General features: G+C 71.6%; 16 protein-coding genes and 2 tRNA genes. 9 read left to right on the top strand and 9 right to left on the bottom strand.

Annotated elements, in window-relative coordinates; all coding sequences use genetic code 11:
* Positions 1-34 precede the first annotated feature (34 nt).
* Genes rph through H5V45_RS05595 form a run of 3 tightly spaced genes read left to right on the top strand, consistent with a single transcriptional unit; the run spans position 35 to position 2,015 of the window.
* Positions 35-790, top strand: a complete 756-nt coding sequence (gene rph, locus H5V45_RS05605) for a ribonuclease PH (RefSeq protein WP_185252023.1) — start codon at positions 35-37, stop codon at positions 788-790.
* A complete protein-coding gene (rdgB, locus tag H5V45_RS05600) occupies positions 787-1,443 on the top strand; it encodes an RdgB/HAM1 family non-canonical purine NTP pyrophosphatase (protein WP_343061434.1) in 657 nt (218 codons plus the stop codon). The genes rph and rdgB overlap by 4 nt, the downstream gene beginning before the upstream one ends.
* Positions 1,440-2,015: a 1-acyl-sn-glycerol-3-phosphate acyltransferase gene (locus H5V45_RS05595; RefSeq protein WP_185252022.1), complete on the top strand. Its 576-nt coding sequence runs from the start codon at positions 1,440-1,442 to the stop codon at positions 2,013-2,015. Before rdgB ends, H5V45_RS05595 begins: the two co-directional genes overlap by 4 nt.
* Before the next feature lie 13 nt (positions 2,016-2,028).
* Here H5V45_RS05595 and H5V45_RS05590 read toward each other — a convergent pair whose 3' ends face one another.
* The 3 genes from H5V45_RS05590 to bcp all read right to left on the bottom strand — a co-directional run bounded on the left by H5V45_RS05590 (position 2,029) and on the right by bcp (position 3,372).
* Positions 2,029-2,619, bottom strand: a complete 591-nt coding sequence (locus tag H5V45_RS05590) for a TMEM175 family protein (protein ID WP_185252021.1) — start codon at positions 2,617-2,619, stop codon at positions 2,029-2,031.
* A 26-nt stretch (positions 2,620-2,645) separates the two neighbouring features.
* Positions 2,646-2,727: transfer RNA gene (locus H5V45_RS05585), tRNA-Leu, on the bottom strand.
* A 174-nt stretch (positions 2,728-2,901) separates the two neighbouring features.
* On the bottom strand, positions 2,902-3,372 hold the full coding sequence (bcp, locus tag H5V45_RS05580) for a thioredoxin-dependent thiol peroxidase (protein ID WP_185252020.1): 471 nt from the start codon (positions 3,370-3,372) through the stop codon (positions 2,902-2,904).
* Between the two features lie 74 nt (positions 3,373-3,446).
* On the opposite strand from bcp, the gene H5V45_RS05575 reads away from it, so the two are divergent.
* The 3 genes from H5V45_RS05575 to H5V45_RS05565 are packed head-to-tail and all read left to right on the top strand — an operon-like array spanning position 3,447 to position 6,583.
* On the top strand, positions 3,447-3,695 hold the full coding sequence (locus H5V45_RS05575) for a DUF3618 domain-containing protein (RefSeq protein ID WP_185252019.1): 249 nt from the start codon (positions 3,447-3,449) through the stop codon (positions 3,693-3,695).
* A 35-nt stretch (positions 3,696-3,730) separates the two neighbouring features.
* Entirely contained in the window at positions 3,731-4,054 is a 324-nt protein-coding gene (locus H5V45_RS05570) for a GroES family chaperonin (protein ID WP_185252018.1), read from the top strand.
* 60 nt (positions 4,055-4,114) lie between these two features.
* The gene (locus H5V45_RS05565) at positions 4,115-6,583 is read left to right on the top strand and encodes a penicillin acylase family protein (protein WP_185252017.1); all 2,469 of its coding nucleotides are present in this window, start codon (positions 4,115-4,117) and stop codon (positions 6,581-6,583) included.
* Positions 6,584-6,662: 79 nt separating this feature from the next.
* On the opposite strand, the gene H5V45_RS05560 is transcribed toward H5V45_RS05565, so the two are convergent.
* Positions 6,663-8,591 carry a DUF7507 domain-containing protein gene (locus tag H5V45_RS05560; protein ID WP_185252016.1) on the bottom strand — a complete coding sequence of 643 codons (1,929 nt, stop codon included), beginning with the start codon at positions 8,589-8,591 and terminating at the stop codon, positions 6,663-6,665.
* 247 nt (positions 8,592-8,838) lie between these two features.
* Between H5V45_RS05560 and gndA the strand changes: the two genes are divergently transcribed.
* Positions 8,839-10,299, top strand: a complete 1,461-nt coding sequence (gndA, locus tag H5V45_RS05555) for an NADP-dependent phosphogluconate dehydrogenase (protein ID WP_185252015.1) — start codon at positions 8,839-8,841, stop codon at positions 10,297-10,299.
* Positions 10,296-11,162 carry an aldo/keto reductase gene (locus tag H5V45_RS05550; RefSeq protein WP_185252014.1) on the top strand — a complete coding sequence of 289 codons (867 nt, stop codon included), beginning with the start codon at positions 10,296-10,298 and terminating at the stop codon, positions 11,160-11,162. Before gndA ends, H5V45_RS05550 begins: the two co-directional genes overlap by 4 nt.
* 10 nt (positions 11,163-11,172) lie before the next feature.
* Here the strand turns inward: H5V45_RS05550 and H5V45_RS05545 are convergent, their stop codons facing one another.
* The gene (locus tag H5V45_RS05545; RefSeq protein WP_185252013.1) at positions 11,173-11,592 is read right to left on the bottom strand and encodes a PPOX class F420-dependent oxidoreductase; all 420 of its coding nucleotides are present in this window, start codon (positions 11,590-11,592) and stop codon (positions 11,173-11,175) included.
* Between the two features lie 69 nt (positions 11,593-11,661).
* On the opposite strand from H5V45_RS05545, the gene H5V45_RS05540 reads away from it, so the two are divergent.
* Entirely contained in the window at positions 11,662-12,513 is an 852-nt protein-coding gene (locus H5V45_RS05540; protein ID WP_185252012.1) for a hypothetical protein, read from the top strand.
* Here H5V45_RS05540 and H5V45_RS05535 read toward each other — a convergent pair.
* From H5V45_RS05535 to H5V45_RS05520, 4 genes are all read right to left on the bottom strand, one after another.
* Positions 12,488-13,732, bottom strand: a complete 1,245-nt coding sequence (locus H5V45_RS05535; protein WP_185252011.1) for a DUF6596 domain-containing protein — start codon at positions 13,730-13,732, stop codon at positions 12,488-12,490. The two genes, H5V45_RS05540 and H5V45_RS05535, sit on opposite strands and share 26 nt — an antisense overlap.
* Positions 13,729-14,130 carry a YciI family protein gene (locus tag H5V45_RS05530; protein ID WP_185252010.1) on the bottom strand — a complete coding sequence of 134 codons (402 nt, stop codon included), beginning with the start codon at positions 14,128-14,130 and terminating at the stop codon, positions 13,729-13,731. The genes H5V45_RS05535 and H5V45_RS05530 overlap by 4 nt, the downstream gene beginning before the upstream one ends.
* Before the next feature lie 358 nt (positions 14,131-14,488).
* The gene (locus H5V45_RS05525; protein WP_185252009.1) at positions 14,489-14,731 is read right to left on the bottom strand and encodes a hypothetical protein; all 243 of its coding nucleotides are present in this window, start codon (positions 14,729-14,731) and stop codon (positions 14,489-14,491) included.
* A gap of 150 nt (positions 14,732-14,881) precedes the next feature.
* Positions 14,882-14,957, bottom strand: a tRNA-Lys gene (locus tag H5V45_RS05520).
* Between the last annotated feature and the right edge of the window lie 35 nt (positions 14,958-14,992).

Here is a 14,992-nt window from a genome sequence, read left to right as displayed (position 1 = left end):
CGGGCAGTCGTCCGGGCCCACTAGGGTCGGCCCCATGACGACACCAGCCGGCGGCACCGCTGCCCCCACCGGTGGCCGCAGCGACGGCCGCGCCGACGACCAGCTCCGCCCGGTCACGATCACCCGCCACTGGCTCGACCACGCGGCCGGCTCGGTGCTGGTGGAGTTCGGCAAGACCAAGGTCCTGTGCGCCGCCTCCGCGTCCGAGGGCGTGCCGCGCTGGCGCAAGGGCTCGGGCCGGGGCTGGGTGACCGCGGAGTACTCCATGCTCCCCGCGTCGACGAACACCCGCTCCGACCGCGAGTCCGTCAAGGGCCGGATCGGCGGCCGCACCCACGAGATCAGCCGGCTGATCGGGCGCTCGCTGCGCGCGGTCATCGACTACCAGGCCCTCGGCGAGAACACCATCGTGCTCGACTGCGACGTGCTGCAGGCCGACGGCGGCACCCGCACCGCCGCGATCACGGGCGCGTACGTCGCGCTCGCCGACGCCGTCACCCACCTGCGCGGCATCGGCGCCCTCAAGGGCGAGCCGCTGACCGGCTCGATCGCCGCCGTGAGCGTCGGCATCATCGACGGCACCCCGCGCCTGGACCTGCACTACGACGACGACGTGCGCGCCGAGACCGACATGAACGTCGTGATGACCGGGGACGGTCGCTTCGTCGAGGTCCAGGGCACCGCCGAGGGCGCGCCCTTCGACCGCGCCGAGCTCGACGCCCTGCTCGCCCTGGCGGAGGGCGGCTGCGCCGACCTCACCCGCCTGCAGTCCGACGCGCTGTCGCAGTGAGCTCCGCGGCTGAGGGTCCGCAGGTCTTCCTGGCCTCGCGGAACCGCAAGAAGATCGAGGAGATGGAGCGGCTCCTGCGCGAGCACGCCCCGGGTCTCCGGGTGCTCGGCCTCGACGACGTGACGGCGTACGACGAGCCGGTCGAGGACCAGCCGACCTTCGAGGGCAACGCGCTGCTCAAGGCGCGGGCCGGCTTCGACGTCACCGGGCTGCCGTCGCTGGCCGACGACTCCGGGCTGTGCGTCGACGCGCTCAACGGGATGCCCGGCGTGCTGTCGGCGCGCTGGTCCGGCCCCCCGAAGGACGACGACCGCAACAACGACCTGCTGCTGGCCCAGCTGGCCGACGTACCCGACGAGCGGCGGACCGCGCGCTTCGCGTGCGCCGTGGTGCTCTGCCACGCCGGTGGCGTCGAGGTCGTGCACGGCGAGATGCGGGGCCGGGTGATCCGCGAGAAGCGGGGGAGCGGCGGGTTCGGGTACGACGTGCTCTTCGTCGCCGACGAGAACGCCACCGACCAGGGGGGCGACGGCCGGACCTCCGCCGAGCTGACCCCGCAGGAGAAGGACGCGATCTCGCACCGCGGCCGGGCCCTGCGCGAGATCGCCCCGACCGTCGCCGCGGTCCTGTCCGGAGCGGGGGCCCCGTCGTGAGGCGGCACTTCCTCGTCCGGCGGAACCTCGCCCGGCTGCTGCTGCGCCTCGCGCGCTGGCGCGCGGTCGGCGAGTGCCCGCGCCGCGGCGTGCTCGTCGGGGCGCCGCACACGTCCAACTGGGACTGGGTACTGACGATGCTCCTGGCCTGGACGAACGACGTGCAGATCAGCCTGCTGGTCAAGAAGGAGTTCTTCCGCGGCCCGCTCGGCCCGCTGCTGCGCGCGACCGGCGGGGTCCCGCTGGACCGCGAGAGCCCGGGGGCGACGATCCGGGCGCTGCTCGAGGAGGCCGACTCCGACGACCCGTTCCTGCTGGGCATCGCGGCCGAGGGGACCCGCAGCAAGGTCGACTTCTGGAAGGGCGGCTTCTACCGGATCTCCCAGCAGACCGGCCTGCCGATCACCCTGGCCTTCCTCGACGCCCCGTCCCGCACGGTCGGCTTCGGCCCGACGTTCGCCGTCACCGGCGACGTGCGTGCGGACATGGACCGGATCCGGGCGTTCTACGCCGACAAGACCGGCTTCAAGCCCGAGCTGATGACCGAGCCGCGGCTGCGCGACGAGGGCTAGCGGGCTGGAGGGCCTACTCCACGAGGTCGTGCGCGGCCGCGTAGGCCTCCATCCGCCGGTCCGGCACCAGCCAGAGCGCGGCGACCACCGCGTAGAACAGCAGCGCCAGCCAGCCGGCGACCAGCGCGGAGCCGATCCCGGCGAGGTAGAGCACGGGCGAGATCTTGCCCTTGACGTCGCTCCCGATCGCCTCGGCGAAGGGGCCGCCCGGGCCCTCGGCGCGCTTGATGACGAGCACCAGGACGTAGTAGGCGAGGGCGGCTGCCAGCAGGTTGACCCCGTAGACCATCAGCGGGGTGCGGGCCAGGTCGCTCTCGTCCATCCAGGCCGTGGTGAACGGGTAGAGCGACAGCCAGAAGAGCAGGTGCAGGTTGGCCCACAGGACCCGCCCGTCCACCCGGCGTACGAGCTGGAACATGTGGTGGTGGTTGTTCCAGTAGATCCCGATGTAGACGAAGCTCAGGACGTAGGTCAGGAAGCTCGTCGACGAGTCGAGCAGGTCGCCGAGGTGGTCGCCGTCGGGCGGCCGCAGCTCGAGCACCATGATCGTGATGATGATCGCGAGCACGCCGTCGCTGAACGCCTCGAGGCGACTGGTCCGCATGGGACGCGATTGTGTCACCGGGTCAGTGCCGAAGGGGGGACTTGAACCCCCACGCCCGAAGGCACAGGTACCTAAAACCTGCGTGTCTGCCAGTTCCACCACTTCGGCTGGCGCGTCATCCTACGGCGGGTGGCGGTGCTGTCCCACCCGCCTCTGCTTCATCACGGGATGCAGTCGAGCCGCTGCTTCCCACGGCGAATTCACCATGGGATGCGAGGCTTCACCTGCATCCCGTGATGAAGCAGCGCCCCCGGGGCTCAGCGGCTACGAGCGCCGTGCAGCCTAGGACGCGAGGCCGAGGTCCTTGCGCAGCTTCGCGACGTGGCCGGTGGCCTTGACGTTGTACTGCGCGAGCTCGACCACGCCATGCTCGTCGATCACGAAGGTCGACCGGATCACGCCCTGGACGACCTTGCCGTAGAGCTTCTTCTCGCCGAACGCGCCGTACGACGTCATGACGGCCTTGTCCGGGTCGGAGAGCAGGGTGATCGACAGGGCGTCCTTCTCGCGGAACTTCGCGAGCTTCTCGGGCTTGTCGGGGGAGATGCCGAGCACCTCGTAGCCGCCACCGCGCAGCGAGTCGAGCGACTCGGTGAAGTCGCAGGCCTGCTTGGTGCAGCCCGGCGTCATCGCGGCGGGGTAGAAGTAGACGATGACCTTGCGGCCGCGGAGGTCGGAGAGCGTGACCTCCGAGCCCGCGTCGTCCGTGAGCGTGAAGTCGGGTGCGGTGTCACCGGCGGCGAGACGATCCATGCCCGACAGGATAGGAGGGCCGGCCGCGGGAGGGCGCACCCCCCGGCAGCCGGGTGCATTGATAGCCTGCGCGGGTGACCAAGGAACTGACGGACCTCGAGCGCGAGATCGAAGAGACGCGCGAGCGCCTGGCGACCACGATCGACCAGCTGCTCTACCGCTCGCACCCGAAGACCATCGTCAGCCGCGAGGTGAGCGCCATCAAGGGCCACTACGTCGACGAGGCCACGGGCCAGCCCCGCACCGACAACATCCTCAAGACCGTCGGCGGTGTCGTCGGCGTGATCGTGCTGCTCGCCGTCATCCGCAAGGTCGCGAGCTGACGCAGCCTCCGGGCTCCCTGGATCGGCCCCCCCGCATGAGCGACAAGACCCCCATCAAGATGCTCCACGACCGCGTCATGGTCGAGGTGGACCGCGAGGCCGGCGAGCGCCGCTCCTCGGGCGGCATCGTGATCCCCGCGACCGCCGCCATGGGCGCGCGTCGCCTGACCTGGTCGACCGTCGTCGCCGTCGGGCCGCACGCCCGTGCGGTCGAGGCGGGGGACAAGGTGCTCTTCGACCCCGAGGACAAGGCCGAGGTCGAGGTGCACGGCGAGGTGTACGTCGTCCTCCGCGAGCGGGACGTGCACGCCGTCGCCGCCGAGCGGCTCGCCGACGAGTCGACCGGCCTCTACCTCTGAGCGTCGCGCGCGTCGGTTAACGACCCATAACCGGCGCCGTGCTGGTCCGTTGGGTAGAACATGTTCTCCCGTAGCGGTCCACGCCCAGCGCGACGCCCTGCTCAACGAGTCGGGGCCCTCGTCGCCACCCTCGCCCTCGTCCCGGTCGGGGCCGCCGTCTCGACGGCCACCGGCGGCAGCGCCACCGCCGCCCCGCAGGTCGCCGCGGCGGCCCCGACGACCTCCGCCGGCGCGGACGCCCGCCACCGGCCGACGTACCACGCCCGCATCGAGCGGACCACGCACGGCATCCCGCACATCACCGCCGACAACTTCGGCGACCTCGGCTTCGGCAGCGGGTACGCCGCCGCCGAGACGTCGACCTGCACGCTGGCCGACACGCTGCTGACCGGCCGGGGGCAGCGCTCGCGCTGGTTCGGCCCGACCGGCACCTACAACGACCAGGTCACCCTGGACGCCTCGAACCTCCAGGTCGACGCGTTCGTCACCGACCTGCGCAACCGCCACGTCGTGGAGAAGCTGCTCGCGGACAAGGTGCGCGGCCCCGGCAAGCAGGCCCGCGCGATGGTGCGCGGCTACACCGCCGGGCTCAACCGCTACCTCGCGAAGGTCGGCCCGCAGGGCGTGACCGACCCCGCCTGCCACGGTGCCGGCTACCTCAAGAAGCGCGCCACCCCGCTGGACCTCTGGTACGGCGTCTACCTGGCCAACCTGCTCGCGTCGAGCGGCGTCTTCGTCAAGGAGATCGTCGACGCCGACCCGCCGGCCCCGGACGACCCGGGCACCCCGAACCCGACCGCGGCCTCGATCGACCGCGACGCGCTGCTCAAGGCGCTGGGCAAGGACCCCGAGTCGCCGTTCGGCTCCAACGCCACGGCCATCGGCGGCGACGCGACCACCACCGGCAAGGGCATGCTGCTCGGCAACCCGCACTTCCCGTGGAACGGCCGCTACCGCTTCACCCAGCAGCACCTGACGATCCCCGGTCACTACAACGTGGCCGGCGCCTCGCTGATCGGCTCGCCCGTCGTGAACATCGGGTGGAACAACAACGTGGCGTGGAGCCACACCGTGTCCACGGCGTACCGCTTCACGCCGTACGAGTACAAGCTGGTCGACGGCGCCACGACGTACGCCACCGACCCCGGCCCGAAGACGCTCGAGCACCGCACCGTCAAGGTGACCGTCAAGCAGAAGGACGGCTCGCTGAAGCGGGTCTCCGAGGACCTCTACCGCACGCCGCAGGGCTACGTCGTGGACGCCCCCGCCATCTTCCTCGGCTGGTCGCCGAGCAGCGTCTGGGCGATCCGTGACGCGAACGCCGAGCAGCTCCGCACGGTCGACACCTTCCTCAACATGGGCAAGGCGAAGAACGTGCGCGACCTGCTGCGGCGCCAGGACGCCGCGGGCGGGATGCCGTGGGTCAACACGACCGCGGCGGACCGCAACGGCGACGCGCTGTACGCCGACCACTCGGTCGTCCCGAACGTCCCGGACGCCCTGGCCGAGCAGTGCATGACCCCGACCGGGCGCATCCTCGACCAGGCGGCCGGCCTGCCCGGCCTCGACGGCACCTTCGCCGACTCCTCGTGCGCCTGGGGGACCGACGAGGACTCGCAGCGCCCCGGTGTCTTCGGCGCGAAGAACCTGCCCTCGGAGATCCGCCGCGACTGGGTGATGAACGCCAACGACTCCTACTGGCTGCCCAACCCGGCCCAGCCGATCGAGGGCTACGCCGGCATCATCGGCTGCGAGCAGTGCGAGCGCACGATGCGCACGCGGATGGTCTCGCAGTACGTCATCGACCGGCTCGCGTCGGGCAAGAAGGAGTCGCCGCGGAGCCTGCGCGGCCACGAGCACGCCAACCGGGTCCGCGCCGGCGAGGTGATGCGCCAGAACGGCGACCTCGACACCCTGTGCGACCAGACCGGTGAGACGAAGGCCTGCGCCGCGCTGCACGACTGGGACGGCCACTCGAACACCACGTCGCGCGGCTACGCGATCTTCGAGGAGTTCATCGCCCGGCTGCCCGCCCAGGGCGTCTGGCTCACGCCGTTCGACCCGAGCGACCCGCTCAACACCCCGCGCGACCTGAACACCAGCAACCCGCAGCTGGTGCAGGCGATGAGCGACGCCATCGGTGCGTTGCGCGACCGCAAGATCGCCTTCGACGCGCCCTGGGGCAAGCTCCAGGTCGCGGGGGACCGGGGCGCGCCGCGGATCCCGCTCGGGGGCGGCACGGGTGACGCGGCCGGCAACGCGAACGCGCTGGCCTCGCGCTACACGAAGGCGCACGGCCGCTACCGGCCGATCACCTACGGCTCGTCGCACATCCAGGCGATCGCGTTCCTGTCCGGCGGCCGGGTCAACGCCCGGACGATCCTGACCTACGGCCAGTCGGAGGACCCCCGCTCGCCGTGGTCGACCGACCAGACGCGGATGTTCTCGCAGAAGAAGTGGGTGCACTTCGCGTGGACCCGGGCCCAGATCCGCAAGGACCTGGTCAGCAGCTACCGCGTCAGCGGCTGACGGCCCTCACCCACGAAGCCGAAGGCCGGCTCCCCCGCGGGGGGAGCCGGCCTACGGCGTACGTGCTCGGGTCGTGCGGTCACTTCACCTTGACGGTGAAGCTCTTGGTCGCGGCACCGGTGACGGTGTCCGAGCCGGCCACGACGAGGCGGTACTTGAACGTGCCCTTGCGGAGCTGGCGGCCGAAGGTGACCTTGGCGGTGTCACCGTCGGTGGCGACCGTCTTGACGTCCTGCCAGGTGGAGGCGCCGCGGGCGCTGCCGGCACGGAGCACCTGCAGGACCAGGTCCTGGTCGCCGGCCTGCGAGACGCTGACGGTGTCGGCCGACACGGTCTGGCCCTTGCGGACCGTGACCGTGCTGCTGCGCCAGCCGCTGACGGTGGTGACACCGACCGGGGCGTCGGCCGTGGCGGGGTTGCCGTCGTCCTTGATCAGGCACTTGACGTTGCCCTGCCAGTGGTAGTTCGTGCCGCCGACCTGGGTCCAGACCACGGAGTACGACGTCACGCCGGCCGGCCACTTCGGGTGGCTGAGGAAGTCGAACAGCGTGGTGCCGCCCCAGAACCCCTCGTTGTTGTGGAAGTTCAGGGTGACCTCGCCCTTGTGGGTCAGGATCCGGACGTTGACGTCGTTGGCCTGGCCGTCGGGGATGTTCGACGGGTAGACGACCGTGAGGGCGCTGCAGCTGGGGTCGGCGTAGGTCCAGTCCCAGGTGAAGGGCGCCGGGGCCGGCGTCGGGTCCGGGGTGACGACCGGGGCGACCGTGGTGATGGTGGCCGAGTCCTGGTCGCTGACGTGGGTGCCGGCCGGCGAGGTGCCGGTGACGGTCGCGGTGTTGTCCACGGTGCCGTGCGCCGCGTCGGCCGCGCTGACGAGGTGGGTGGCGGCCGGCAGGGCGGGGCAGGTGGTCGTGGCGCCGACGGCCAGATCGGCGACGCAGAGGGCGCCGTTGGCGAGGGCCGGGATCATCGCGTCGGTCAGGGTGACGTTGGTGAGGGCGACGTTGCCGGTGTTGGTCACCGAGAAGCTGTAGGTCAGCGTCTCGTCCTGCGAGGCCAGCGAGTCGGCGTCGTCGGAGTCCGCGACTGCCTTCGTCAGGGAGATCGACGGCGCCGGCGTCACGGTGTCGCCGGGCGGCGTGACGACCGGCGGGGCGTAGCTGGTGATCTTGGCGGTCGCCTGGGCGGTGACGTTCGCGCCGCTCGGCGGAGTGCCGGTGGTGGTGGCCGTGTTGAGGACCTTCCCGGCCGCCACCTCGGCTGCGGTGACCACGTGGGTGGCCGGTGCCATGCCGGGGCAGGTGGTGGTCGCGCCGACGGCGAGCGTGGCGGCGCAGACGGCGCCGTTGGCCAGGGCCGGGATCATCGCGTCGGTGATCTTCACGTTGGTGAGCGGCACGTTGCCGGTGTTGGTGACCGAGAAGGAGTAGGTGAGGACCTCACCCTGCGAGGCGAGCGTGTCGGCGTCGTTGGAGTCGGCGACCGTCTTGGTCATCGTCATCTTGGGGGCGGGGGTGACGGTCTCGGCGCAGCCGGTGACCCAGAAGACCTTGGACTTCTTGTCCGCACCGTTGGAGCCGGGCGTGTTGATGGTCATCTTGATGTGGTAGCCCTGCTGCGGGTGCGCCGCGCCCTTGAAGGCGAGGGTGTACGGCTCGCGGCCGTCCAGGCCGGCGGCGCTGCCGCCGCCGGAGTTGTCGTCGCCACCCACGAAGACGGTGGTGTCGCCGGTGACCGTCAGGGCCACGTCCGCGGTGGGGGCCTGCATCTCGAAGCTGACCGTGGAGATGATGTCGCTGCCCTTGTCGAAGCCGTACCACTCGACGGTGAAGGTGCAGCCGACGTGCGGGTCGTTGCTCGGGGTGTCGAAGTCGCCGTCCTCGGCGATCTTCACCGTGCCGTTGTTGCCGGCGGGGCTGCCGCTGCCGGCGAAGGCTGCGGTCGGCGCGAGCAGCGCGGCGACGAGCAGGCCGACGAGGGCGGCGAGGGTGGCGATGCGCTTGAGCACGGTGGGCTCCGATTTCTGACGGTTCGGTGGGACAAGACGAAGCCTGACAGCCGGAATGGCCCCGGAACCGGTTCCTGAACCAACCTTCAACAGACCTTGAGGCAATCCAGAGGTTGGACGCCGAAATCGACCGGAAACACGGATTTCACGCTCAGCGGAGGTGCCGGGGGAATGCCTGCGGATGCCGCTGGTTGTCCCTGGGTACGCCGCACGAGCACCCCGCAACGGACCTCTGGAGGGACCCCGCATGAGCGACGAGCTCGCCACCATCGGACTGACCGGCCTCGCGGTGATGGGCCGCAACCTGGCCCGCAACATCGCGCGGCACGGCCACCGGATCGCCGTCCACAACCGCACCACGTCGCGGATGACCGACCTCATCGACGCGTTCGGCGGCGAGGCCGAGGAGCACGGTGGGGCGTTCGTCGGCTCGGAGAGCCTCGAGGACTTCGTGGCCTCGATCGAGAAGCCGCGCGCGATCCTGGTGATGGTCAAGGCCGGCGAGCCGACCGACGCCGTCATCGACGAGCTGGTCCCGCTGCTCGACGAGGGCGACATCGTCGTCGACGCGGGCAACGCGCACTTCACCGACACCCGGCGCCGCCAGCAGGCGCTGGAGGAGAAGGGCCTGCACTTCGTCGGGATGGGCGTGTCCGGCGGCGAGGAGGGCGCGCTCAACGGCCCGTCGATCATGGTCGGCGGCTCCGAGCACGCCTACGAGCGGCTCGGCCCGATCATGGAGGCGATCGCCGCCGAGGTCGACGGGACCCCGTGCTGCACCCACGTCGGCCCCGACGCGGCCGGCCACTTCGTGAAGATGGTCCACAACGGCATCGAGTACGCCGACATGCAGCTGATCGCCGAGTCCTTCGACCTGCTCCGCAGCGTGGGCGGCCTCGAGCCCGGTGCCGTCGCCGACGTGTTCCGCGAGTGGAACGAGGGTGACCTCGAGAGCTTCCTCATCGAGATGACCGCCGACGTGCTCAGCCACACCGATGCCGCGACCGGTCAGCCGTTCGTCGACGTCGTCGAGGACGCGGCCGAGCAGAAGGGCACCGGCCGCTGGACCGTGCAGAGCGCCCTCGACCTGGGCGTGCCGATCACCGGCATCGCCGAGGCCACCTTCGCGCGGAGCCTCTCCGGCCACACCGAGCAGCGCGAGGCCGCGCGCGCGGTCTTCTCGACCACCTCCGAGGCGGACACCGTCGAGATCGACCGCGAGGCCTTCGTCGACGACGTCCGCGCCGCGCTCTACGCCTCCAAGGTGGTGGCCTACGCGCAGGGCTTCGACCAGATCGCCGCGGGCGCCGAGGAGAACGGCTGGGCCATCGACCTCGGCTCGATGGCCACGATCTGGCGGGGCGGCTGCATCATCCGCGCGCAGTTCCTCGACCGCATCAAGGAGGCGTACGCCGACGAGCCGGACCTCACGACGCTGCTGACGACGCCGTACTTCGCCGACGCGGTCAAGGACGGCGTCGACGCCTGGCGCCGCGTCGTCGCGACGGCCGCCCGGGCCGGGGTGCCGGTCCCGGCGTTCGCCTCGTCGCTGTCCTACTTCGACGGGCTGCGCCGCGAGCGCCTGCCCGCCGCCCTGATCCAGGCGCTGCGCGACAACTTCGGCGCGCACACCTACCGCCGCACCGACCGGGAGGGCACCTTCCACACCCTCTGGGCGGGCGACCTCACCGAGAAGGAGATGTCATGACCGACACCCAGAACCTCGCAGCACCGTCCGGCTCGTTCTCGATCGGCGGCGACCTCCCCGTCGTCCGCCTCGGCTACGGCACCATGCAGCTCACCGGCGACGGCGTCTGGGGCGAGCCGGACGACCGCGACGGCGCGATCCGGGTGCTGCGGCGGGCCGTGGAGGTCGGCGTGACGTTCTTCGACACGGCCGACTCCTACGGGCCCGTCGTGGCCGAGGAGCTGCTCAAGGAGGCGCTGCACCCGTACGCCGACGACGTCGTCATCGCGACCAAGGCCGGCCTGACCCGGCAGGGCCCCGGCATCTGGACGCCGGTCGGCAACCCGGCGTACCTCCGCCAGCAGGCGGAGCTCAGCCTGCGCCGCCTCGGCCTCGACACGATCGACCTCTTCCAGCTGCACCGCATCGACCCCGACGTCCCGCTGGAGGACCAGGTCGGCGAGCTGAAGAAGCTGCAGGACGAGGGCAAGATCCGCCACATCGGTCTGTCCGAGGTCGACGTGGACCAGCTCCAGGCGGCCCAGGAGGTCGCGACGATCGCGACCGTGCAGAACCTCTTCAACCTGACCAACCGCGACGCCGAGCCGCTGCTCGACCACTGCGAGCAGCACGGCATCGGGTTCATCCCGTGGTTCCCGCTCGCGACCGGCGAGCTGTCCAAGGAGGACGGTCCGCTCGCGGCCGCGGCGAAGGAGCACGACGCGACACCGTCGCAGCTGGCGCTCGCCTGGCTGCTGCGCCGCTCGCCGGTGATGCTGCCGATCCCGGGCACGAAGAGCGTCGACCACCTCGAGTCGAACACCGCCGCGGCGGCCATCGAGCTGACCGACGAGGAGTTCGCAGCGCTCAGCGACGTCGCCTGAGCGGTCGGGGTCAGCGCAGCGCGCCGTACGCGTGCGTCGGGGTGAGGCGTACGACGACGCGCCGGTCGGCCACCATGGCGGCGCGGTACTCGTCCCAGTCGGCGTGCTCGCCCTGGAGGGCGCGGTAGAGCTCCACGAGCTCCTCGACGGCCGCGTCCTCCGGGTCCGCCGCCACGGCCGACAGCGTGACGTCGGCCTCGAGCACCGCGTAGGACCAGAAGTCCGGGCCGTTCACGTGCAGCGCGGCCCAGGGCGTCCGCGCGAGGTTGGCGTACTTCGCGCGGTCCGCCGTGGTCGAGATGCGGAGCACGCCGGCGTCGTCAACGGCGTGCAGCACGTTGGACAGCTGCGGCCTGCCGTCCTTCTTCACCGTCGTGAGCACCGACTCGTGGCGTGCGCGTGCGGCCGCGAGGGCCTGCTCGATCTCCATGCCCCGAACCTAGGTCGTGCCGTGGCGCGGCACCAGCCACCCGGTCCGCGCGTGGAGCACGCTGGAGGCATGGCGATGTCTCGGGACGACGTGCTGAAGACCTACCGGTACCTCCGGCTGGCGATGGTGCTGCTGGTGCTCTTCCTCGCGGCCTCGGTGCTGACCGAGGTCGCGCACGTGCACGGCGCCTGCCTGCAGACCTCGATCAGCGCCTACTACTACACGCCCGCCCAGGCCGCGCTGGTCGGCACGCTCGTCGCGATCGGGGTGTGCCTCGTCGCCCTCAAGGGGCAGACCGACGAGGAGGACATCCTGCTCAACATCGCCGGGATGGCGGCCCCGGTCGTGGCCGTGGTGCCGGTGCCGGACCCCGGGGGCTGCGCGTCCGTCGACGTGTCGCAGGCGCAGCGGGTCGCCGCCGTCGAGAACAACGTCGTCGCGCTGCTCGTGGTCGGCGCGACGGCGCTGCTGGTCACCGGCGTGCTGCTCGCGCGCGACCCGGGGGAGGGGCGCCAGCGGCGGACCCGGGTCCTGGGCCTCGGCCTGGCGACGCTGCTGCTCGCGGCGGGGGCCGGGGTCTTCCTGCTCGCGCGCGGCGCCTTCCTCGCGGGGGCGCACTACGCCGCGGCGATCGTGATGTTCGCCTGCATCGTGCGGGTCGTGTGGTTCAACGCCACCCGCCGGGCGGGCTCGTCGTCGATGCGGGCCGCCAGGACGCGGTACGGCGCCGTCGCGCTCGCCATGGTGCTCAGCCTCGTCGTCTTCGGGGTGCTGCTGCTCCTCGGCGTCGACCACGCGGTCCTGGTCGTCGAGGTGCTGCTCATCGGTCTCTTCGCGGTCTTCTGGGGTCTGCAGACCCACGAGCTCTGGGACGACGCGCCGGACGAGGCCGCCCTCAGACGGACGCCGCCCGCGCGTTGAGGTAGCGCTGCTCGGGGATGCTCGTGGCGAGCCGGGCCGCCTCGGCGTACGCCGTACGAGCGTCCTCCCGGCGGCCCTCCCGCTCGAGCAGGTGGGCGTGCACGGCGTGCAGGCGGTGGTGGTGGCGCAGACGACGGGCCGCGAGCAGCGGCTCCAGCAGTGCGAGCCCCGCGGGCGCGCCGTGGACCTCGGCGACGGCGACCGCCCGGTTGAGCGTGACGACCGGTCCGGGCGCGACCTCCGCGAGCATCCCGTAGAGCACCTCGATCTGCGCCCAGTCGGTCTCCGCGGCGGTGGCCGCCTCGTCGTGCAGGGCTGCGATCGCGGCCTGGAGCTGGTAGGGGCCGACCGGGCCGACCGGCAGGGCGGCCTCGACCAGGCGCACGCCCTCGTCGACGAGCGCCCGGTCCCACCGGGACCGGTCCTGCTCGGCCAGCGTCACCAGCCCGCCGTCGCGGTCCGTGCGGGCCGCGCGCCGGGCGTCGGTCAGCAGCATCAGGGCCAGCAGCCCGGTCACCTCGCTCTCGCGGGGCAGGTGCGCGTGCAGCTGCCGGGTGAGCCGGATCGCCTCGTCGGCCAGCGTGGTGTCGCTCAGCCCCGTGCCCGTCGTCGCCGTGTGGCCCTCGGTGAAGACGAGGTAGAGCACCTGCGCGACCGCCGCCACCCGCGCCGGCAGCTCGTGCCGGGGTGGGGTGGCGAACGGCGCGCCGACGCCCGCGAGCGTGGCCTTGGCCCGGCTGATCCGCTGGCCCATCGTGCTCTCCGGCACGAGGAACGCCCGCGCGACCTGCCCGGTGGTGAGCCCACCGACGGCCCGGAGCGTGAGCGCCACCTGCGAGCTGCGGCTCAGCGCCGGGTGGCAGCAGAGCAGCAGGAGCGTCAGGGAGTCGTCGCGGTCGCCCCGCAGCGCCTCGTCCGCGTCCGGGGCCGGGTGCCGGACCTCGCGCCGTGCGACCCGCTCCTCCCGGTCGGCCCGGGCGCCCTCGGACCGCCAGTGGTCGACCAGCCGCCGCGAGGCGACCCGGATGAGCCAGGCACGCGGGTCGTCGGGCCGGCCCTGCACCGGCCACTGGCGCGACGCGGCGAGCAGCGCCTCCTGGGTCGCGTCCTCGGCCGCGTCGAAGTCGGCGTACCGCCGCACGAGCGCCGCCACGACGTGCGGCGCACAGGCGCGCCACACGTCGGCGTCGTCGGTGCCCGCGGCCGCCGGCGGGGTCACTGGTCGTCGGCGCCCGGCCACATCGCGGGGCGCAGCTCGATCGTGTCGCCCGGTCCGGCGAAGTGCCGGGCGAGCTCCTCGGCCCGCTCGCGGGTCGCGCACTCGAGCAGGAAGAAGCCCGCGAGCTGCTCCTTGGCCTCCGCGAACGGGCCGTCGGTCGCGACGTGCCCGTCGGGACCCCAGCGGTAGACCGTCGACGACCGGGGGTCGGCGAGCGCCTCGGCCGTCACGAGCTCGCCGGACGCCGAGATCTCGGCGAGGAACGCGTCGAAGTCACCCCCGGACCCGTCGCCCTGCTCAGCCTGCTCGCGCTGGGCGGCCCGGCCCTCGGGCGTGTAGTCGATCGTGGGGTGCCCCCACGGCTCGGGGTGGGAGTGGATGAGGACGACGTACTTCACGGTGCTCTCCTTCGTGTCGCACCCGGCCGGTCGCCGGGTCTGTGGGTACGTCGGAGCACGACGCGCGTCCTCGACATCCCGCACGATGCCAGATGCTGAGGACCGGGCCAGCCTCGCGGGGCGGTGCCCGGGGCCCGCTGGGACCGGCGGGTGCCAGCCTCGGTCACTGTGTGGTTGATTGCGGTCACCTGGTGGCAGCAATCAACCACACAATGCGAGATCGGAATTCTTGAGGCGATCGAATAGGCGATTTGCCTCCGAGAATGAGGTCTAAGCAGCGAGGACCAGACTGTTTCCTAGCATCTCGACGGCGGGCGCATCGGTGCCGAGCCCGCCCCCGCCATAGCTGCTTCAAGGGTCAGGACTCGCGCTTGACCGATCTTCCCCGTCGCGAACGTGCCTGGCCGAATGGGTCAACAAGGTCGTACTCGTCGTCGAGGTCGGGATCGATTGTCATCGACGCATGCAACGAACCGGGAGTGCCCGCCAGGTCGACGACGGTCATGATCGCCGCCGCGAGACCGAGGTAGAGGTCGTCGCTGACCGGTTCCGCGAACTCGATCACGATTGGCTTGCGGAGAGACTTCATTCTGGACGCCATCACCAGACGGTAAACGACGGTTGTGGCACCGATGTGGTTTTGGTGGAGATGAGTGACTGTCGCGGCCGCGGGCTTCACACGCAGTGACCGGCTCGGTGGCGCGGAGTAAATGCAGCGAGCCGGTCCTCCGAGGAGGACCGGCTCGCTGGGTGGTACGGCATCAGGGACTCGAACCCCGAACCCGCTGATTAAGAGTCAGCTGCTCTGCCAATTGAGCTAATGCCGCGCGTGGTGAAGCGACGTGAACGATACCAGCGAGGG

The sequence above is a fragment of the Nocardioides luti genome, from assembly GCF_014212315.1.
Lineage (GTDB): Bacteria > Actinomycetota > Actinomycetes > Propionibacteriales > Nocardioidaceae > Nocardioides > Nocardioides luti.
Note: the sequence above shows the minus strand (reverse complement) of the source record. Positions and strands in the feature narration are given on the sequence as shown.

What these genes read in the sequence shown, in the direction of transcription:
- rph (WP_185252023.1), top strand. Translation starts at nt 35, where the DNA reads ATGACGACACCAGCCGGCGGCACCGCTGCCCCCACCGGTGGCCGCAGC.
- H5V45_RS05570 (WP_185252018.1), top strand. Translation starts at nt 3,731, where the DNA reads ATGAGCGACAAGACCCCCATCAAGATGCTCCACGACCGCGTCATGGTC.
- H5V45_RS05525 (WP_185252009.1), bottom strand. Translation starts at nt 14,731, where the DNA reads ATGGCGTCCAGAATGAAGTCTCTCCGCAAGCCAATCGTGATCGAGTTC.
- H5V45_RS05550 (WP_185252014.1), top strand. Translation starts at nt 10,296, where the DNA reads ATGACCGACACCCAGAACCTCGCAGCACCGTCCGGCTCGTTCTCGATC.
- H5V45_RS05545 (WP_185252013.1), bottom strand. Translation starts at nt 11,592, where the DNA reads ATGGAGATCGAGCAGGCCCTCGCGGCCGCACGCGCACGCCACGAGTCG.
- bcp (WP_185252020.1), bottom strand. Translation starts at nt 3,372, where the DNA reads ATGGATCGTCTCGCCGCCGGTGACACCGCACCCGACTTCACGCTCACG.
- H5V45_RS05590 (WP_185252021.1), bottom strand. Translation starts at nt 2,619, where the DNA reads ATGCGGACCAGTCGCCTCGAGGCGTTCAGCGACGGCGTGCTCGCGATC.
- gndA (WP_185252015.1), top strand. Translation starts at nt 8,839, where the DNA reads ATGAGCGACGAGCTCGCCACCATCGGACTGACCGGCCTCGCGGTGATG.
- H5V45_RS05540 (WP_185252012.1), top strand. Translation starts at nt 11,662, where the DNA reads ATGGCGATGTCTCGGGACGACGTGCTGAAGACCTACCGGTACCTCCGG.
- H5V45_RS05565 (WP_185252017.1), top strand. Translation starts at nt 4,115, where the DNA reads ATGTTCTCCCGTAGCGGTCCACGCCCAGCGCGACGCCCTGCTCAACGA.